The organism is Halomonas denitrificans, assembly GCF_003056305.1.
GTDB classification, from domain to species: Bacteria; Pseudomonadota; Gammaproteobacteria; order Pseudomonadales; family Halomonadaceae; genus Halomonas; species Halomonas denitrificans.
The window spans coordinates 139,421-156,896 of sequence record NZ_PYVX01000002.1 but is presented as its reverse complement, the minus strand read 5'-3'; the positions used below and the strand labels follow the sequence as shown (position 1 = coordinate 156,896).

General features: G+C 66.7%; 19 protein-coding genes. 12 read left to right on the top strand and 7 right to left on the bottom strand.

Going from position 1 to position 17,476, the window contains the following annotated elements; genetic code table 11:
* Positions 1–252: 252 nt before the first annotated feature.
* Positions 253–744, top strand: a complete 492-nt coding sequence (locus C9F13_RS06900; protein ID WP_108445512.1) for an Lrp/AsnC family transcriptional regulator — start codon at positions 253–255, stop codon at positions 742–744.
* A gap of 147 nt (positions 745–891) precedes the next feature.
* Here C9F13_RS06900 and C9F13_RS06895 read toward each other — a convergent pair whose 3' ends face one another.
* Positions 892–1,275, bottom strand: a complete 384-nt coding sequence (locus tag C9F13_RS06895; protein WP_245888746.1) for an HAD family hydrolase — start codon at positions 1,273–1,275, stop codon at positions 892–894.
* A gap of 178 nt (positions 1,276–1,453) precedes the next feature.
* On the opposite strand from C9F13_RS06895, the gene C9F13_RS06890 reads away from it, so the two are divergent.
* The 5 genes from C9F13_RS06890 to C9F13_RS06870 all read left to right on the top strand — a co-directional run bounded on the left by C9F13_RS06890 (position 1,454) and on the right by C9F13_RS06870 (position 5,908).
* Entirely contained in the window at positions 1,454–2,782 is a 1,329-nt protein-coding gene (locus tag C9F13_RS06890; protein ID WP_108445510.1) for a glycerophosphodiester phosphodiesterase family protein, read from the top strand.
* 18 nt (positions 2,783–2,800) lie between these two features.
* The gene (locus tag C9F13_RS06885; RefSeq protein WP_108445508.1) at positions 2,801–3,571 is read left to right on the top strand and encodes a DUF1499 domain-containing protein; all 771 of its coding nucleotides are present in this window, start codon (positions 2,801–2,803) and stop codon (positions 3,569–3,571) included.
* Between the two features lie 278 nt (positions 3,572–3,849).
* On the top strand, positions 3,850–4,470 hold the full coding sequence (locus tag C9F13_RS06880; protein WP_108445967.1) for a LemA family protein: 621 nt from the start codon (positions 3,850–3,852) through the stop codon (positions 4,468–4,470).
* On the top strand, positions 4,467–5,228 hold the full coding sequence (locus tag C9F13_RS06875; RefSeq protein ID WP_108445507.1) for a TPM domain-containing protein: 762 nt from the start codon (positions 4,467–4,469) through the stop codon (positions 5,226–5,228). The genes C9F13_RS06880 and C9F13_RS06875 overlap by 4 nt, the downstream gene beginning before the upstream one ends.
* Positions 5,229–5,290: 62 nt before the next feature.
* Positions 5,291–5,908, top strand: coding sequence for a TPM domain-containing protein (locus C9F13_RS06870; protein ID WP_108445506.1), 618 nt, complete (start codon positions 5,291–5,293; stop codon positions 5,906–5,908).
* Between the two features lie 315 nt (positions 5,909–6,223).
* Here C9F13_RS06870 and nfsA read toward each other — a convergent pair whose 3' ends face one another.
* Positions 6,224–6,955 carry an oxygen-insensitive NADPH nitroreductase gene (gene nfsA, locus C9F13_RS06865; RefSeq protein WP_108445505.1) on the bottom strand — a complete coding sequence of 244 codons (732 nt, stop codon included), beginning with the start codon at positions 6,953–6,955 and terminating at the stop codon, positions 6,224–6,226.
* A gap of 257 nt (positions 6,956–7,212) precedes the next feature.
* Here nfsA and C9F13_RS06860 point away from each other — a divergent pair, with 257 nt between their 5' ends.
* The 3 genes from C9F13_RS06860 (at position 7,213) to C9F13_RS06850 (ending at position 9,252) form a co-directional block, all read left to right on the top strand.
* The gene (locus tag C9F13_RS06860; RefSeq protein WP_108445503.1) at positions 7,213–8,034 is read left to right on the top strand and encodes an EAL domain-containing protein; all 822 of its coding nucleotides are present in this window, start codon (positions 7,213–7,215) and stop codon (positions 8,032–8,034) included.
* Positions 8,031–8,972, top strand: coding sequence for a sensor domain-containing diguanylate cyclase (locus tag C9F13_RS06855; RefSeq protein ID WP_108445501.1), 942 nt, complete (start codon positions 8,031–8,033; stop codon positions 8,970–8,972). The genes C9F13_RS06860 and C9F13_RS06855 overlap by 4 nt, the downstream gene beginning before the upstream one ends.
* Before the next feature lie 64 nt (positions 8,973–9,036).
* The gene (locus C9F13_RS06850; RefSeq protein ID WP_108445499.1) at positions 9,037–9,252 is read left to right on the top strand and encodes a DUF3820 family protein; all 216 of its coding nucleotides are present in this window, start codon (positions 9,037–9,039) and stop codon (positions 9,250–9,252) included.
* Positions 9,253–9,307: 55 nt separating this feature from the next.
* On the opposite strand, the gene C9F13_RS06845 is transcribed toward C9F13_RS06850, so the two are convergent.
* From C9F13_RS06845 to C9F13_RS06825, 5 genes are all read right to left on the bottom strand, one after another.
* On the bottom strand, positions 9,308–9,892 hold the full coding sequence (locus C9F13_RS06845; RefSeq protein WP_108445497.1) for a GNAT family N-acetyltransferase: 585 nt from the start codon (positions 9,890–9,892) through the stop codon (positions 9,308–9,310).
* A 45-nt stretch (positions 9,893–9,937) separates the two neighbouring features.
* Positions 9,938–10,390, bottom strand: coding sequence for a hypothetical protein (locus C9F13_RS06840; protein WP_245888722.1), 453 nt, complete (start codon positions 10,388–10,390; stop codon positions 9,938–9,940).
* Positions 10,391–10,572: 182 nt separating this feature from the next.
* Complete coding sequence (locus C9F13_RS06835; RefSeq protein WP_108445496.1) at positions 10,573–11,808, bottom strand: DUF3422 domain-containing protein; 1,236 nt, start codon at positions 11,806–11,808, stop codon at positions 10,573–10,575.
* A 95-nt stretch (positions 11,809–11,903) separates the two neighbouring features.
* On the bottom strand, positions 11,904–12,872 hold the full coding sequence (locus C9F13_RS06830; protein ID WP_108445495.1) for a magnesium transporter CorA family protein: 969 nt from the start codon (positions 12,870–12,872) through the stop codon (positions 11,904–11,906).
* A gap of 130 nt (positions 12,873–13,002) precedes the next feature.
* Positions 13,003–13,716, bottom strand: a complete 714-nt coding sequence (locus tag C9F13_RS06825; RefSeq protein WP_108445494.1) for a DUF3581 domain-containing protein — start codon at positions 13,714–13,716, stop codon at positions 13,003–13,005.
* Positions 13,717–13,972: 256 nt separating this feature from the next.
* On the opposite strand from C9F13_RS06825, the gene nhaD reads away from it, so the two are divergent.
* From nhaD to C9F13_RS06810, 3 genes are all read left to right on the top strand, one after another.
* Positions 13,973–15,454, top strand: coding sequence for a sodium:proton antiporter NhaD (gene nhaD, locus C9F13_RS06820; protein ID WP_108445493.1), 1,482 nt, complete (start codon positions 13,973–13,975; stop codon positions 15,452–15,454).
* Between the two features lie 399 nt (positions 15,455–15,853).
* The gene (locus tag C9F13_RS06815) at positions 15,854–16,285 is read left to right on the top strand and encodes a hypothetical protein (RefSeq protein ID WP_108445492.1); all 432 of its coding nucleotides are present in this window, start codon (positions 15,854–15,856) and stop codon (positions 16,283–16,285) included.
* Entirely contained in the window at positions 16,254–17,474 is a 1,221-nt protein-coding gene (locus C9F13_RS06810) for a hypothetical protein (protein ID WP_170121133.1), read from the top strand. Before C9F13_RS06815 ends, C9F13_RS06810 begins: the two co-directional genes overlap by 32 nt.
* Positions 17,475–17,476: the final 2 nt, after the last annotated feature.

Here is a 17,476-nt window from a genome sequence, read left to right as displayed (position 1 = left end):
ACATTGCTTCATCGGCTGGCCGCGTCTAGTCTGGTAATGTAGTAAAGAAGAAACTGCCCTCGGGTGCGAGAACCTCGATCCTCCTGCGAGTCGAATCATCGACGCACCCGAGTGTGCTGCATCTCCGCTCCAGCTCAATCTTCCCTTTGGATTGATCTCGATCTCAAGGCGCCGTATCCAGCATCGCAACATAGCTTCGCCTCACTCCTGAACCAGCGCCTGCGTTGGAGATCACCTTGGAGGATGAGAACAATGAGAAAAATCGCTCTTGATGCTGCAGACATTCGCATTCTTTGCGCAGTGCAACATCACGGGCATCTCAGCAAGATCCGCCTCTCAGAGATCGTCAATCTTTCCCCGACACCGTGCTGGATCCGCTTCAACCGCTTACGGGAAGCGGGACTGATTCGCGGCTACCATGCGGACATCGCGCTCGACAAGCTCGCAGATGTCATCAGGGTGATCGTCACGGTCTCGCTCAAGGGGCATCGGACGGCAGATTTCCAACGTTTCGAGCAGCACATCCATCGAATCGATGAGATCGTCGAATGCACGGCGACGGGGGGAGGAATGGATTACGTATTGAAGGTATTGACGGTTAGCCTGCCCGCTTTTCAGGGCGTGATGGACGAACTGCTTTCAGCGGATCTAGGGATCGATCGCTACATGACGTACATCACCACCCGAGAGATCAAATCCTCTCAACCCAACCTCACCACCCTGGTGCCTAACACCAGGAGCTGAACCGCCAGGAGCCGGATTCGTCGCCTCATTTGGAGCCGGTGTCATCCCGCATGCCCCCGCATGCAGCCCGGTCACTGGCCCAGTCACTGAGAGAGCGGGGCGCGACCGCCGCCCATAGCGCCCTGTGAGCCGCCCCCGCTCTTCGCGTCATTCCGAGCGCGCCGCCAGCACCTGCTTGACCTCCTGCCGATAGGCCCTCTCGTGAGCTGCCGAGTCGGCGGGCAGGCGGCCGAGTTCGACGGCCAGCTCGAAGAACCCCGGCCGGGGCAGCTCGCCGCGGCGACTCACCACCAGAGCGGCGATCAGCGGGCGGCCGGCGGCCGCGTCCTCGCGCATCAGCGCCTCGAGGGCCAGGGCAACGCGCTGGATGGTGCGCGGCGGCACCAGCCCCAGCGCCTCGGCGGCCTGCTGGTAGGTGACCGGCAGCTGCGCCTCGGGCAGGCGCTCGAGCCAGGCGCGCAGGCGCCGCGGCAGGTCGGGATCGGGCTTCGTCCGGGAGGCTGTCGCAGGAGGAACTGGCGTCGAAGACATGGGCATCGGCTCGCTCGTCGATGAAGAAAGGGGGAACGGAAGGCAACGGCAGCGTACCCGGGGCGTCGGGGGCGCGTCGATGCGCTGTCATCAGCGGCTCACGAAGGCTCTGCTACGCTGAGCGGGTCACCCCCTCCCCTAACGACACGCGAGGCGCATCATGAAAGGGACTAACCCCATGACACGGAACGGCGCACGGCCGAGGCTCGTCTCGGCGCTGGCCCTGGGTATCCTCGGCTGCCTGGCGGCGACCGCCGCACTGGCCACCAGCCCGGCGAAGGTCGGCGCGATCGAGGCGGCGCAGAACGTTACCCTGGGCCCGCGCCCGCTGTTCCTGATCCAGGACATGGACGAAGGCACCCAGCGCGAGCGCCAGCTCAAGGAGACCCTGATGCGCTGCGCCGCCGACACCGAACGGTGGCAGCGCCGGGACTTCTCGATCGGCCATCGCGGAGCGGCCATGCAGTTCCCTGAGCATACCCGGGAATCCTATATCGCCGCGGCCCAGATGGGCGCCGGCATTCTGGAGTGTGACGTCACCTTCACCGAGGACAAGGCGCTGGTGTGCCGCCACTCCCAGTGCGACCTGCACGCCACCACCAACATCCTCGAGACCGACCTGGCCGACCAGTGCAGCGTGCCGCCGGTCTTCGATCCCGAGACCGGGGCGCTGACCAACGCCGAGGCGGTCCAGTGCTGCACCAGCGACATCACCCTGGCCGAGTTCAAGCGCCTCGAGGGCCGCATGGACGGCGTGAACACCGAGGCCGGCACCCTGGCGGCCTACCTCGACGGCACGCCCGACTGGCGCACCGACCTCTACGCCACCCGCGGCACCCTGATGACCCATGCCGAGAGCATCGCGCTCTTCCAGGCGCTGGGCGTGCGCATGACCCCGGAGCTCAAGGCGCCCAGCGTCGCGATGCCCTTCGATGGCATGAGCCAGACCGACTACGCCCAGAAGCTGCTCGACGAGTACCGCGACGCCGGCGTGCCGCCCGAGGACGTCTACCCGCAGTCGTTCAACCTCGACGACGTGCGCTACTGGATCGACAACGCCCCCGAGTTCGCCGGCCAGGCGGTCTACCTCGACGACCGCTACGACGTCGAGACCTTCGATCACCGCGACCCGGCGACCTGGTCGCCGAGCATGGAGGAGCTCGCCGAGCAGGGCGTGAAGATCCTCGCGCCGCCGATGTGGATGCTGCTCGAGGCGCGCCCCGAGGCCGGCGAGAACGAGGATCGCATCGTGCCCTCGGCCTACGCCGAACGCGCCAAGGCGGCCGGGCTCGGGCTGATCGCCTGGACCTTCGAGCGCTCCGGCCCGCTCACCGAGGACGGCGAGTGGTACCACCAGAGCGTCGATGCGGTGATCGACAACGAGGGGGACAAGCTGCTGGTGCTGGACGTGCTGGCCAAGGATGTGGGCATCATGGGCCTGTTCTCGGACTGGCCGGCGACCGTGACCCTCTACGACAACTGCCTCAACCCCGCGCCCGCTTCCTGACGCCACGCGAGGATCGACATGACGTCACGCCGCACGACCACCACCCGCAAGGGCCAGGGAGTGGCCTTCAAGGTGGCCATCGCCGGGGGCATCCTGGCCGGCCTGGCGGCCCTCTCGATGGCCGGTGCCGGGCCGGCCTATCGCCTGGAGCTGCTCTCGCTGGGCGATGCCTTCGGCCTGCTGCGCTACGGGGCGCTGGTCGCCCTGGGCGCCGCCGGGCTGGGTGCGGTGGGCCTGCTGATCGCCGCCATCACCCGCCGCGGCCTCTCGGCTCTGCTCGCCGCGCTGGTGATCCTGGCCAGCCTGGCGCTGGTCGCGGTGCCCTGGCAGCAGCTGCAGGAGGCCCGCGCGGTGCCGCCCATCCACGACATCACCACCGATCTCGAGGCGCCGCCCGCCTTCGAGGCGCTGGCCGAGGCGCGAGAGGCCGCACCCAATGCCGTGGCCTACCCCGGCGAGGCGACCGCGAAGCAGCAGCGCGAGGGCTATCCTGAGCTCGGGCCGCTGGTGCTCCAGGCGCCGCTGCCGGCCGTGCGGGACGCCGTCGAGGCCGTGGCCCGGGAGGCCGGCTGGACGATCGCCGCGGTGGGCGACCGCCGGCTCGAGGCCACCGACACGACCTTCTGGTTCGGCTTCAAGGACGATGTGGTGATCCGCCTGCGCGAGACGGACCGCGGCGTGCGGGTGGACATGCGCTCCGCCTCGCGGCTCGGCACCAGCGACGTGGGCACCAACGCGGCGCGCATCCGGGCCACCCTCGAGGCCCTGGAGGCACGCGTGGGCGAGTGAGCGGTACTCCGATCTTCAGATGCAGCACGCGCGAGCGGCGGCCCGATGGCCGCCGCTCGTCGTTCAGGGCCTACGCCAGTCCTCCCTTCACGTCATCTCGAAGCCCCGCTCGACCAGGAACTCGCCCAGGTGCGGGCGCAGCCTGGTGCCCAACAAGGAGGTGGGGGCGTAGTCGTGCCGGACAACGGCAGAAGGTCGGCATGGCATTGCTTCCTTCGCATCAGCCTGAGCTGTACCTTGGAGATCATCGAATCGCAATGACAGGAATGACCGACCCCATGCTGACGAGACACTCCACGCTTCCCGACCCTCGCGTCTGGCGGTTCGCCCTTGTGCTGATCATGGCGATGCTGCTGGCCGGTTGCGGCGTCAATAACATCCCCACCTACGACGAGCAGGTGAAGTCGGCCTGGGCGCAGGTGGAGAACCAGTACCAGCGGCGTGCGGACCTGGTGCCCAACCTGGTCGAGACGGTCAAGGGGTTCGCCCGGCAGGAGCAGGAGACCCTGACCGCCGTGGTGGAGGCGCGGGCCAAGGCCACGTCCATCCAGATCGACGCCGAGTCGCTGGACGACCCGCAGAAGATGCGCCAGTTCGAGCAGGCCCAGCAGCAGCTCAGCGGGGCACTGAGCCGCCTGATGGCGGTGTCCGAGCGCTATCCCGACCTGAAGTCGAACCAGAACTTCCTGGCCCTGCAGTCGCAGCTGGAAGGCACCGAGAACCGCATCGCCGTGGCGCGGCGCGACTTCATCACCGCGGTCGAGCGCTACAACACCGAGCTGCGCACCTTCCCCGGTCGCCTGTGGCACACCGTCCTCTACAGCGACATGCAGCTTCGCGAGACCTTCGACGCCACGACCGAGAACGCCGACCAGGCCCCCCAGGTGGAGTTTGAATGATCGATCTTCTGCGCATTCCGTTATTGGCGCTGCTGCTGTCGGGGACCCTGGGCCTCCAGGCCCAGGACCTTCAGGCACAGCAACTCGACTTCCCCGAACTGACCGGTCGCGTGGTCGATCAGGCCGACCTGCTGGACCAGGCCACCGAATCACGCCTGAGCGAGCAGCTGGCGGCGCACGAGGAGGCCACCACCGAGCAGCTGGTGGTGGCCACCCTGCCCGACCTGCAGGGCGTGACCATCGAGGAGTATGGCTATCAGCTGGGGCGCCACTGGGGCATCGGCCAGGAGGAGAAGGACAACGGTGCCCTGCTGATCGTCGCGCCGAATGAGCGCAAGGTGCGCATCGAGGTCGGCTATGGCCTCGAGGGGCGACTGACCGACGCCCAGTCCTCGGTGATCATCAACCGCATCCTGACGCCGGCCTTCCGCGAGGGCGACTACACCCGCGGCATCACCGAGGGGGTGGAGGCGATGATCCGGGTGCTGGGCGGCGAGCCCCTGGACACCAGCACCTCCGCCAGCGCCCAGGCCGGCCAGCAGAAACCCGAGGGACCGGCCTCGATTCTCTTCTTGGTGATGTTCGTCATCGTGATGACCCTGGTACGCGGCGGTCGCGGCGGCCTGCTGGCCGGCATGCTGCTGGGCGGTGCGCTCGGCGGCCGGTCCCGCGGCGGCGGCGGCGGTTTCGGTGGAGGCGGCGGCTTCGGAGGCGGCGGCGGTGGCTTCGGTGGCGGCGGCGCGTCCGGCGGCTGGTAATCCCGCCTTCCGTCCGGCGGCGACACCCACATGACAATCAGGATTCGGAGATCACGATCCCCATGGCTTTATTGAGTGAAGACGAGCAGCGCCAGGTCGCCGAGGCGATTCATCGGGTCGAACGCGATACCGATGCCGAGCTGGTCACCGTGCTGGCTCCGCAAGCGGACAACTATGCCTACATCCCGCTGCTCTGGGCCGGCCTGCTGGCCCTGGTGGTGCCCGGTGCGGTCAACTACTTCCCCGGCTGGTTGACGGCCTACGAGCTGACGCTGGTGCAGTGGGCGACCTTCATCGTGCTGGGCCTGGCGTTCCGCCGCCCCGCCATCACCACCCGGCTGATCCCGCAATCGGTTCGCCACTGGCGGGCGGGCAACCTCGCCCGGCGGCAGTTCCTGGAACAGAACCTGCACCATACCGAGGGGGAAACGGGGATGCTGATCTTCGTCTCTGAGGCCGAGCGGTACGTGGAGATCCTGGTCGACCGGGGCATCTCGGCGCGCATCGGCGACGAGGCCTGGCAGTCCATCGTGGCGGCCTTCACCCGGCGGGTGAAGGAAGGCGAGACCCTGAAGGGCTTCCTGGAGTGCATCGAGGCCTGCGGCGAACATCTCAAGGAGCAGGTGCCGGCCACCCACGAGCGCAATGAACTGCCCAATCACCTGATCGTGCTGGACTGACCCACTGCTGCCCATGCACACGGCCACTGTGAGCGCTTCTCCCCGTCCGATCCTCACCGGAAGGGCTGCCGCCGTTCGAGATGCGCCGACCGATGCGAGGAAACGGCATGACGCACGACTGCATGGCACATGCGCTCCGCCTCGCGGCTCGGCACGAGCGACGTGGGGAGCAAGGTGACGCGCACCCGATCCCCTCTCGAGGCCCTGGAGGCGCGAGTGGGCGGTTGAGCGACACGCCGATCCTTCACGAAGCAGCACGCGCGAGCGGCGGCCCGATGGCCGCCGCTCGTCGTTAGGCCCTGGGTCAGTCGCCCTTCACTTCATCTCGAAGCCGCGCTCGACCAGGAACTCGCGCATGTGCGGGCGCAGCTTGGTGTCGAACAGCGGGGTGAGGTTGTGCGACCAGTCGCTCTGCTTGGTGCCGCCCTTCCGCGACCGGTAGTAGGCGTGCATGGTGTCGTCGAAGGCGGCGACCTGCTCGTGATCGTCGGTGTAGGTGTCCTGCTTGAGGATCGCCTCCACCGGCAGGCGCGGCTTCACGTCCGGCTGGTGGGCCGGGTAGCCGAGGCACATGCCGAAGACCGGGTAGACGTGCGCCGGCAGGCCGAGCAGCTCGCTGACCCGTTGGGGATCGTTGCGGATACCGCCGATGTAGCAGATGCCGAGCCCCTCGGACTCCGCGGCGACGGCGACGTTCTGGGCCATCAGGGCGGTGTCGACGCTGGCCACCAGCAGCTGTTCGGTCATGCCGCGCACCACGCGCGCGCCGGTGCGCTCGGCGGCCTCGGTGGGACGCTTCATGTCGGCGCAGAACACCAGGAAGGCGCCGCAGGTGGCGACGTAGGACTGGCCGCCGGCGAGCTCGGCGATCGCCTCGCGGTTGGCCGGGTCGGTCACGTGGATGACGCTGTAGGCCTGCACATGGCTGGAGGTGGCCGCGGCCTGGCCGGCGCGAATCAGCTCCTCGAGCAGCTCGCGGGAGACCGGCTGGTCCGTGAACTTGCGGATCGAGCGGTGGGACTTGAGCAGTTCGATGGTGGGATTCATGGCGTCTCCTCGACGATGAGCATGGATCGGCAGTGCCCGGACCGACAGCGACCCGGGCGGCCTGAATACCTAGCCAGCTTACTATCTTTCGGGACCTTGTCGCGCCCACCCCGGTGGCCGGGCGCGGTAGCGGCGGCGGACGGAGGCCGAAAATACTTGTACAACACCGATACATGGACAAAACTAATATAAGAACTTACTCCACCGGCCCGCTTTCGCGACGAACGGCCAGAGCCATCAACACCAGGAGATGTCCCATGGGGCGTTGCGCACGAAGGAACGGACACTGCGGCCGCTGTGAACGGGAGCTGCCCTTCGACTTCACCATGGCCTTCCAGCCGATCGTCGACCTGCAGCGGCGGCGCGTGCACGCCTACGAGGCCCTGGTGCGCGGCCCCGCGGGGGAGCCGGCGAGCCAGATTCTCGATCAGGTGACCGAGGCGCTGCTCTACCGCTTCGACCAGGCGTGCCGGGTGCGGGCCATCGAGCAGGCCAGCGCCCTGGGCATGCAGGAGAGCCTGTCGATCAACTTCCTGCCCAACGCCGTCTACGAGCCCGAGGCATGCATCCAGGCCACGCTGGCGGTCTCGAAGCGGGTGGGCTGGCCGCTGGACCGGCTGATCTTCGAGGTCGTCGAGTCGGAACGGATCCAGGACCATGCGCACCTGAGCGCCATCATCACCGCCTATCGCCGCATGGGCTTTCGGGTCGCCCTGGACGACTTCGGCACCGGCCATGCCAACCTCGACGTGCTGACCTCCCAGCGGCCCGACAAGCTGAAGATCGACCGCCAGCTGGTGATGGGCTGCGACGCCGATCCGCGCCGCCAGGCCCTGCTGCAGGCGCTGATCGGCCTGGCGCGCCCGCTGGCGATCCGGCTGGTCGCCGAGGGCGTCGAGACAGCCGCCGAGGCGCGCTGGCTCCATGCGGCGGGCATTACCCTGCAGCAGGGCTACTACTTCGCGCATCCCGCCCTCGATGCCCTGGCAGAAGATGTCGAGGCGCGCCTGGCGGCGGTGCTCGATGCCCCCGCCCCCCACCAAGACGTCCCCCTTCGGGTCGCCGGAGCCTTCTCATGATGCCGCTGCTCGACCCCTTCGATACCACGGAGACGGTGATCCGCGCCGCCCCCATCGGCATCTGCATCACCGACGCCGAGGGCCGCTTCGAGATGGTCAATCCCGCCTACTGCGCGTTCTACGGCTATCGCGAGGAGGAGCTGCTGGGCCACCACTTCACCCTGGTGGTGCCCGAGGCCGATCACGCGCGAATGAGCGACCTGCACGCGCGCTTCATCGCTGGCGACGGCGACATGGAGGTCTCCCACGAGTGCGAGGTACGGGACAAGGATGGCCGGCCGAGAAGCATCCTGGCCAAGGCCGCCCGCATCCAGGACGACCAGGGGCATGTGAAGAAGGTCACCTTCGTGGTCGATATCACCGAGCGCAAGGCCATGGAGCAGCGCCTCGAGTTCCTCGCCCACCACGACGAGCTGACCAGCCTGCTCAACCGACGCGCGGGGCTCGGCCTGCTCGAGGAGGAGATCCGCCGCAGCCGCCGCTACGGCACGCCGCTCTGTGTGGCGAGCTGCGACCTGGATCACTTCAAGCGGGTCAACGACCGCCACGGCCATGCGGTGGGCGATCAGGTCCTGCGCGAGGCGGCCGAGCTGATGCAGGCGACGATGCGGCGGCACGATCACGTCATCCGCCTGGGCGGCGAGGAATTCCTGCTCCTGCTGCCCGGCGTGGCCCAGGAGGAAGCCACCCAGGCCGTGGAGCGCCTGCGCGAACGCCTGGCCTCGACCCCGATCGCCGCGGCGAGGATCGGCCTCACGCTCTCGGCGGGCATCGCCCAGCTCGTCGACGGCGAGACCGCGGAGGCCCTGCTGGAGCGCGCCGACCGCGCCCTCTACGGCGCCAAGCATGCGGGGCGCAACCAGGTGCGGGAGACCGTCGAGGCGACGGCGCTCGGCGAGTCGGCCTCCTGGCCGCCGCGCGGCACCCTCGCGGGATGAGCGAGGCGCCTCACGACCGGGCGAGCATGATAGGCTCGCCCCTTTTCCCGATGGAGCGCCGCTCGTGAACCCCGAAGACCTCGAGAAACTGGTCACCCTGCGCATGCCCTTCGGCAAGCACGCGGGATGGCTGATCGCCGACCTGCCCGGCCCCTACCTCAACTGGTTCGCCCGCGAGGGCTTTCCCGACGGCCAGATCGGCCGCCTGCTGCAGCTGATGCACGAGATCGACCACAACGGGCTGAGCGGGCTGCTCGATCCCCTGCGGCAGCGTACCTGAGCGCCGTTCCGCTCGTCGGGGCTCGCCGGCTCGGAGGGCGTCGACGCTCTCTTGGTTACTGGCCCTCAAGGCGGCGGGTCATCAGCAGCCAGCGGCCGCCGTGCGGGCAGCCGGGCCAGGGCACCAGCGGCAGGGAGGCGAGTTCCTGAAAGCCCAGCCGGTGGTAGAACGCACAGGCCCTGCGGTTCTCCTCGGCTACGATCAGGCTCAGCTCGCGACAGCCGGCGCCGATCGCCGAGGCCTCGGCCTGGGCCATCAGAAGGCGCCCGACGCCCTTGCGGCGTGCCGCCGGCAGGGTCGCAATGCCGTTGATGTACCAGCTGCCCGGCACCCGGGCCTCGAGACGCAACAGGGGCTGAACGGGGGCGGGCGCGTCGTCCAGGTCCTCGAGGCCGTAGGGATCGGGCAACCGGTAGGCGATAATCATCCCGACGATCCGCCCGCGCTCGATGCACACCCGGGCATGACGGTAGCTGAAGCCCCCCTCCTCGCGGTCGGCACGCTGCGCGCCGACCTCCAGGGGCGAGACACCGCCCTCGGCCATCTGTCCCCACAGATATTCGGGCAGCCCCTCTCCCGCCAGGTTGATCAGGTAGGCCAGGTCCCGGGCATCGGCCCGGGTGGCATCGCGTAGTCGCATCATCCTCTCCAGCTCTCGAGCCATGAAGGCCCGGCGGACGGCGCATCACTCGAAGGTGGCGCAGACCTCGGACTGGGCGCCGGGATCGTGGCTCGCCACGTGGGTGACCGCGTCGCCCGAGGCCTCCAGCGCCACGCGCCACTGGTGGTCGGTCCCCATGGGATCGCAGCTACCCTCGCTGCCACCGCCGAAGTTGGAGTCGATCCAGTAGTGCACCTCGTAGCGGCCGCCTTCGCGCAGGGCGCCGGGGAAGTCGAAGGTGAAGGTCGGGTCAGCATCGGCGGAGACGGTGCCGGAGTCGGTCTCGAGCACCTCGCCGGTCTCGGCATCGACCAGGGCCGCCTGCACGGCCTGTCCGCCGTGGGCGCCGGCAAAGCTGGCATCGCCCTGGAAGGTCAGGTCGTGCCCTTCGCTGGCCAGGGCCAGCGGGGCGGCGAGGAGCAGGCCGAGCAGCAGCCGGCGGGGGGTAAGGACGTCGTTGACGATGGGCGTTGTCATGAAGCACCTCTCGATCGGTCTGATCGTTCGACAAGCCGCCAGGGGACGAGCCCTCGGCAAGCGGTTGGCGACCTGTCAGTCGGTAGACGGGCGATGGACTCGTGCCGAACGCGCAAGCCACGGGGTCCGCGACCTGCCCTTCCCTCAGCGTAGCGCCCTCCGGCGCCCCCTGCAGGCGACCGTCAGTGGTTCTTCACGCGCTGGATGCGCCAGGCCAGCACGCCGATGATGCCGAGCCCCAGGGGGCCCAGCACCCCGGCGGCGACGCTCGGCTCGATGGCCATGCCCAGGGCGCCGGCCCCCTCCAGCCCCAGCTTGCCCAGGCTGATGAGGTAGTAGCTCATGACGATGATCGAGAGTCCCTCGACCGCCTTCTGGATCTTCAGCTGGCTGCTGGTGCGCTCGTTGAGGCTCTGCAGGATCTCGGAGTTCTGCTCCTCGATCTCCACCTGGGCGCGGGTGCGCAGCAGGTCGTTGAGTCGCGCCACGCTCTCCGCCAGGCTCTCCTGGCGCTGGTTGATGGCGGCGCAGTAATGCACCGTCGGCCGGAAGCGGCGCAGCATGAAGGTGCCCAGCCTCGGGCGGTCGCCGAGGCGCTCCTCGCGCAGCTCCTCGATGCGGGTGAAGACGATCCGCGCATAGGCCTCGGTGGCGCTGAAACGCTGTCGCGAACGGGCCCCGCTGCGCTCGAGTCGCGCCGAGAGCGCGGAGATGGCCGCGAGCAGCGGACGCGGGCTCTCCTCCTTGCCGTGGGTGTTGCGCTCCGACAGCTCGCCGAGCTCGAGCTCGTAGTCGCGCAGCTCGAGGCTCAACTCCTTGGCCACCGGCAGCGCCAGCGACGCCATCATGCGGTAGGTCTCGATCTCCAGCAGCCGTCGGGTCATGCGCCCCAGACGGAAGGCGTTGAGCCCGCGATTGACCAGCAGCACGCGGTTGATGCCCGACGCGGTGAGCCGGAAATCGCTCCATACGGTGGCGTCACCGCCGCCGACGCTGGAGCCGGCGGGATCGCGAAAGCCGTAGGCCTCGGCGTCGCCCTGCCAGGCCGCCTCCGACTCCACGAGGAGCAGGCTCGCGTTGATCAGGGCCTGGTGATGCGCGGCGACGATCCTCGCCAGCGGCGCGGGGGGCGCCGGCCACGGCTCGCTCTGGCCGACGGGCCTCGGCACCAGCAGGGTGAGGGTGAAGAACTCGGTGTGGCGCTCCCACTTCAGGACCTGGTCGCCGAGGTCAATGATCTCCTGGGCGGCATCGCGATCGGGCGTCCGGCCGGTGACCTCGGCGATCCGGTCGAGGATCGCCGCGGCGATCTCGCCCTCGTCCAGGAAGGCATAGTGGTGAAGGTGCGCCGGCTCCTCGAAATAGATCGAGGGCCGGGCATGGAGCTCGTTGTGCAAGCGTGCGCGTTGTGGGTGCATGTCGAAGCCTGGAGAGAAAGGGGGTCCCCGAGACTAGAGCCTGGCGGGGGCCAGGCCAAGCGCGACGCCTCAACGAACCGCCTGGCGGTAAGGCCTCACAGCCACCTCTTGCGCCGAAACATCCACAGCAGGGCGAGGCCGATGACCAGCATCACGCCGAGCACCACGAAATACCCGAAGCGATAGGTGAGCTCCGGCATGTGGGCGAAGTTCATGCCGTAGATGCCGGCAAGGAAGGTCAGCGGCACGAAGATGGCGGTGATCACCGTGAGCACCCGCATGGTGATGTTGAGCTGATGGGAGGAGAGCGAGATATAGCCATCGACCAGATCGCCGCAGATGTCGTAGTACATCTGCGTCAGGCTGTGCAGGCGCTCGAACCGCTCGTGGACGTCGTTGATGGCATGCAGGGTGTCCTCGTTATCGCGGGGCAGGTGCGAATAGTCGTAGGCGGTCAGCTCCTGGGTGATGCCCACGTGATAGTTGAACACCCGGCGCATCTTGACCAGCCGCGAGCGATAGGCGATGACCCGGCGCATCAAGGCGTCGCTGCCGTCGTCCAGGAGCGCATCCTCGAGGTCGCTGAGGGCATTCTCGAACTGCAGCAGGCTGTCCAGGTAGAAACCGGCGGAGACGTACATGACCTTCAGCGCCACATGCTCGGGCGAGCGGCGCAGCAGCGTGTCCCCCTCATGCGCCATCAGGCGGTCGATGCTCAGCGCCTTGCCGGGATGCAGGCTGATCAGATAGCGCTCGCCGAGGAAGAAGGCGACCTGCTGGGGCTGGAAGTTGAGCTCGGCATCGAAGGACGAGATGCCGCGATAGAGAATCAGGGTGTGCGTCTCGAACTCTTCCACCTTGGGCGGGTGTCGCTCACGCTCGGCATCGTCGATGGCCAGCGGATGACAGCCGAAGTCCTCGAGCAGCTCGCGGGTGCGCTCCCGGCGCTCGCCCTGCAGGTCGATCCAGATGCGACTCTCGGGCGCCTCGCGCCAGCGAGCGATCAGCTCTTCACCGCCTCTCGTCACCCGGCCATCGGCTTCCAGCAGCAACACTCGCATCATCGTAGCGTCCTCCTCTGACGAAATCCTGCGCGCCGTACGGCCCGGGACAGGCATCCGCGCCGAGACCGGCGCGGCTCATCGGACATGGCTCGGTCGAGCCCGACGCGAACGGCGCAGGGAGCCCGGCGAATCAGGGCTGGCGTTCGTCGGCGGCCTTGAGGCGATAGAACTCGGCGACGACCTCGTCCATGGCGGCGGCGTCATAGTCGCACAGGCCGCTGACCACCAGCTTCTTGGAGCCGCTGCCGACCGCTTCGCCGCCGGCGGTGATGCGAAACTCCAGCAGCGCATCGCCGCGCTTGCCGGCCACGGAGAGCGAGGAGTCGAGGAGTTCGAGGCCCGGCAGGCGGCCGTTCAGCCGCTCCAGCGAGAAGCCCATGCTGTCATAGATCACCAGCGGGCGACGCGGGTTGAACATGACCCCCTGCTCTTCCATCAGCGGCTTGAGATAGTGAGGGAAGTTCTTGCCCGAGAAGGCCACGTAGCAGCGGGTGAAGGCCTCCACCACGGCCTCGTCGTGGGTCGTCTCACCGCTGCGGGTGACCTCCAGGTAGCCCTTCCCCTGCTCGTCGCAGACGCGGATCAGGCCGTCGTCATCCTCGTGGAAGCACAGCGGCACGCCGTCGCCCACCATGCTCAGGAAGCGAAAGCTCATGTTCTGGGAGAGCCCATAGCGCGACAGCACCAGCGCAAACAGCAGGTCGCCGGGCACACAGAAACGCCGGGCATCGACGTTATGGATGGGATTGAAGTCGCCGGCGACGCGCTTGGCGAAACGGCTGGCCTGCTCGGCGGAGATCCGGATCCAGCCGTCCGTGCGCGTGTGGAAATCGTCAAGAAACATGTGTCGTGAGCCTGCCCCGAGTCATTGGCAATCCGTGGTCTCCGGCAGCGGCCGGAAGGGGCAGATGATGCCACAAAAAAACGGCGTGCGCGGACCCCGGCAAAGGCAAACTTGCCCATATCAGCGGGTTCTTGACTCATACCAAAGATGCACGAGGTAATAAAGAAGGGGGCACACTGCGCTGCAGCACGCTGTGATAAGATCGATTCACTTTTACACCCTTCCCGCCACCTACTGCCTCAGGATGATTGCAGCCATGCTGACCACCTGTCGTTCCCCCCACAGGCCGCGGCAACTCGCCCGTTGGCCGGGCATGCTGATGCTTGCCCTTCTTACAATGCTTGCCAGCGGACCGGTGCTCGCCGTGACCGGTGAGCTCGACCTGACCAGTTCCTTCGTGGGCCTGCTCGCTGTCGCCATCTTCGTGCTCGCCTATGCCCTGGTCATGGCCGAAGAGAAGATCCACATGCGCAAGTCGAAGCCGGTGCTGGTCGCCGCCGGCATCATCTGGGCGCTGATCGGCTGGGTCTACGTGAAGGCGGGCATGCCCGCCGAGTCGGAGCACGCCTTTCGCGTCACCCTGCTCGAGTTCACCGAGCTGATGCTCTTCCTGCTGGTGGCGATGACCTACATCAACGCCCTCGAGGAGCGGCGCGTCTTCGATGCCCTGCGCTCCTGGATGGTCCGCAAGGGCTTCAGCTACCGCTCGCTGTTCTGGATCACCGGCGTGCTGGCCTTCGTCATCTCGCCGATCGCCGACAACCTGACCACCGCCCTGCTGATGTGCGCCGTGGTGACCAAGGTGGCCGAAGGCGACAAGCGCTTCATCAACCTGGCCTGCATCAACATCGTGGTGGCCGCCAACGCCGGGGGCGCCTTCAGCCCGTTCGGCGACATCACCACCCTGATGGTCTGGCAGGCCGGCATCGTCGAGTTCTACGAGTTCTTCGAACTGCTGATCCCCTCGCTGATCAACTTCCTGATCCCGGCCGTGGTGATGAGCATCTTCATCAAGAACCGCAAGCCCGACAGCCTGGAAGAGGACGTCTGGCTCAAGCGCGGCGCGCGGCGCATCATCGCCCTGTTCCTGCTCACCGTGGCCACCGCCGTGGCCTGCCACACCCTGCTGCACCTGCCGCCGGTGCTGGGCATGATGACGGGCCTTGGCTACCTGCAGTTCTTCGGCTACTTCCTGCGTCGCACCCTGCCCCGCTCCCTGGAGCGCAAGCGCACGCGCTACAGCCAGCGAGGCGACTGGAAGAAGCTCGAGAGCCTGGGCAGCGTGGTGCCTTTCGACGTCTTCAACCGCGTGGCGCGCGCCGAGTGGGACACCCTGCTGTTCTTCTACGGGGTCGTGATGTGCGTCGGCGGCCTGGGCTTCATGGGGTATCTGGGGATGCTTTCCGATGCCCTCTACACCGGCTGGAACGCCACCGGGGCCAACGTCACCCTGGGCGTGCTCTCGGCAGTGGTCGACAACATCCCGGTGATGTTCGCCGTGCTGACCATGGAGCCCGACATGTCCCATGGCCAGTGGCTGCTGATCACTCTGACGGCCGGCGTCGGCGGCAGCCTGCTGTCGATCGGCTCGGCGGCCGGCGTCGCCCTGATGGGCCAGGCCCGCGGCAACTACACCTTCATGGGGCACCTGCGCTGGAGCCCGGTGATCGCGCTGGGCTATATCGCCAGCGTCCTGGCCCACCTGTGGCTCAACGCCGAGAGCTTCACCGTGATGTGATCGCGCCTCGCGCGTCCATGCCCTGCCATTGCTTTCCGGCGGCCTGCGAGCCGCCGGAATTTTTCTTAGACGTTGATACTCCGGCCTGTAAATCTCGTTAAAGTGATGTAGCGTATAAGGATGACCAGTGCCTACATGGCAGGGTGGCTCTTCTAATGTCTATCAGGGCCCGCCGCTAATACGCGCTAGGATAAAAAACATACAGACCTCATGATCTGCAGGGAGAGGGCGTCATCGACTCATACACACAACACGTGTGGGCTACTCCTGAACGGCCCATGAGCCTGTCGTTAACAAGACAACGGGAACACCCCCCCCGATGCCGGCTTACGTCCTGATCCACTCCCTCGGCGCGGCAGCGACCTCCGCTGATGGACGCAGACCAGGGAGGCGCTCACCATGGCGCGACTGACCACCCTCGTGCTGACCATCCTGATGCTGCTGGGCAGCACCATGGCCAGTGCCCAGGAGATGGCCCTCGCGGTCGTGGCTCACCCGGACGTGACCACTCAGCACCTGACGCGCGACACCACCCGCGCCATCTTCGCCATGCGCCAGCGTACCTGGCCCGATGGCCAGGCCGTACGTGTCTTCGTGCTAGACAACAACCATCCCGTGCATGCGCGCTTTGCCAAGGAGCAGCTGGCCGTCTATCCGCACCAGCTGCAGCTGGCGTGGGATCGCATGGTGTTCTCGGGAACCGGGCAGGCCCCCAATCGGGTGCAAGACCAGCAGGAGATGCTCGAGCGCATCGCCACCACGCCTGGTGCCCTGGGATATCTTGAAAGGGAGTACCTGGATGATCGCGTCCAAGTCATTTCAATGGAGTGAAGCGCGCTCCGTCACCGCAATCATCGCCGGGCTGGCCTTGGGCCTGTCGGCCGAGGCTAGGAGCGAGGAGCGCGTGCTGGATACCCTCCAGATGCATGGCTTCCTGAGCCAGGCGCTGGTCATCACCGACGACAACAACTTCTTCGGCCCCAGCAGCGAAGATGAAGGGAGCTTCAAGTTCACCGAGATCGGTGCCAACGTCTCGCTGCGCCCCCACGAGGACGTGCTGCTGGCCGCCCAGGTGCTGAGCCGACGCGCCGGGGGAGACGGCAGCGATGCCAGTCCAAAACTGGACTACGGCCTGATCGATTACCAGATGCTGTCGAATCAGCAGCGGACTTTTGGCATTCAGCTGGGAAGAATCAAGAACCCCTTTGGGTTCTACAACCAAACACGTGATGTCGCCTTTACACGCCCCAGCATACTGCTGCCTCAGTCCATCTACTTCGATCGGACGCGCTCCCTGGCACTGACGGGTGATGGACTCACCTTCTACCTTGAGGAGCGTCTACCCAAGGGGGTTATCAGGGCACAGCTGGGTTTGGGGGCACCTCAAGCAGAAGATGACTTGAGGCAGACACTCCGCTTGGACCAAATTCCGGGTTCACTGGATCCAGAGCAATCCGCCATTGGGCAGATCCGATACGAGCACGATGGCGGGAGAATTGTTGCTGCCTTGAGCACTGCCAATGCCAAGGCCGTCTTCGATTCAAAAGCCCCCAATCTGAGCGATGGTGACTTCTTCTTTAAGCCGTGGATCTTCTCACTGCAGTACAACCAGGAACTCTGGAGCCTGACGGCGGAATATGCCTTGCGACAGTCGGGGCTCGAGAACTTCAATGACCCGCGCTTGAACTTCGATACCACGGGTGAAAGCTGGTACGTGCAGTACACCAGGCGGTTCCTGGACGATTGGCAGTGGCTGATTCGATACGACAGCCTGACCAACAATCGTGATGACGTTTCCGGTAAGGAGTACGAAGCCAGTGGGCTTGGACCAGCTCATTCACAGTTCGCGGATGATGTCACTCTAGGACTCCAGTGGACGCCACATCCCAGGTTGTTATTGTCAGGCGAATATCACCATGTGGATGGCACTGGCTGGCTACCCGTCCAGGATAATCCGGACCCATCGGAAACCAGTCGTCGCTGGAACATGCTCCTGTTCCAGCTCTCGCTGCGTTTCTGACG

What these genes read in the sequence shown, in the direction of transcription:
- nfsA (WP_108445505.1), bottom strand. Translation starts at nt 6,955, where the DNA reads ATGAATCCCACCATCGAACTGCTCAAGTCCCACCGCTCGATCCGCAAG.
- C9F13_RS06870 (WP_108445506.1), top strand. Translation starts at nt 5,291, where the DNA reads ATGGCTTTATTGAGTGAAGACGAGCAGCGCCAGGTCGCCGAGGCGATT.
- C9F13_RS06860 (WP_108445503.1), top strand. Translation starts at nt 7,213, where the DNA reads ATGGGGCGTTGCGCACGAAGGAACGGACACTGCGGCCGCTGTGAACGG.
- C9F13_RS06885 (WP_108445508.1), top strand. Translation starts at nt 2,801, where the DNA reads ATGACGTCACGCCGCACGACCACCACCCGCAAGGGCCAGGGAGTGGCC.
- C9F13_RS06880 (WP_108445967.1), top strand. Translation starts at nt 3,850, where the DNA reads ATGCTGACGAGACACTCCACGCTTCCCGACCCTCGCGTCTGGCGGTTC.
- C9F13_RS06855 (WP_108445501.1), top strand. Translation starts at nt 8,031, where the DNA reads ATGATGCCGCTGCTCGACCCCTTCGATACCACGGAGACGGTGATCCGC.
- C9F13_RS06845 (WP_108445497.1), bottom strand. Translation starts at nt 9,892, where the DNA reads ATGCGACTACGCGATGCCACCCGGGCCGATGCCCGGGACCTGGCCTAC.
- C9F13_RS06825 (WP_108445494.1), bottom strand. Translation starts at nt 13,716, where the DNA reads ATGTTTCTTGACGATTTCCACACGCGCACGGACGGCTGGATCCGGATC.
- C9F13_RS06895 (WP_245888746.1), bottom strand. Translation starts at nt 1,275, where the DNA reads ATGTCTTCGACGCCAGTTCCTCCTGCGACAGCCTCCCGGACGAAGCCC.
- C9F13_RS06810 (WP_170121133.1), top strand. Translation starts at nt 16,254, where the DNA reads ATGATCGCGTCCAAGTCATTTCAATGGAGTGAAGCGCGCTCCGTCACC.
- C9F13_RS06830 (WP_108445495.1), bottom strand. Translation starts at nt 12,872, where the DNA reads ATGATGCGAGTGTTGCTGCTGGAAGCCGATGGCCGGGTGACGAGAGGC.
- C9F13_RS06890 (WP_108445510.1), top strand. Translation starts at nt 1,454, where the DNA reads ATGACACGGAACGGCGCACGGCCGAGGCTCGTCTCGGCGCTGGCCCTG.
- C9F13_RS06835 (WP_108445496.1), bottom strand. Translation starts at nt 11,808, where the DNA reads ATGCACCCACAACGCGCACGCTTGCACAACGAGCTCCATGCCCGGCCC.
- C9F13_RS06900 (WP_108445512.1), top strand. Translation starts at nt 253, where the DNA reads ATGAGAAAAATCGCTCTTGATGCTGCAGACATTCGCATTCTTTGCGCA.
- C9F13_RS06815 (WP_108445492.1), top strand. Translation starts at nt 15,854, where the DNA reads ATGGCGCGACTGACCACCCTCGTGCTGACCATCCTGATGCTGCTGGGC.
- C9F13_RS06840 (WP_245888722.1), bottom strand. Translation starts at nt 10,390, where the DNA reads ATGACAACGCCCATCGTCAACGACGTCCTTACCCCCCGCCGGCTGCTG.
- C9F13_RS06875 (WP_108445507.1), top strand. Translation starts at nt 4,467, where the DNA reads ATGATCGATCTTCTGCGCATTCCGTTATTGGCGCTGCTGCTGTCGGGG.
- nhaD (WP_108445493.1), top strand. Translation starts at nt 13,973, where the DNA reads ATGCTGACCACCTGTCGTTCCCCCCACAGGCCGCGGCAACTCGCCCGT.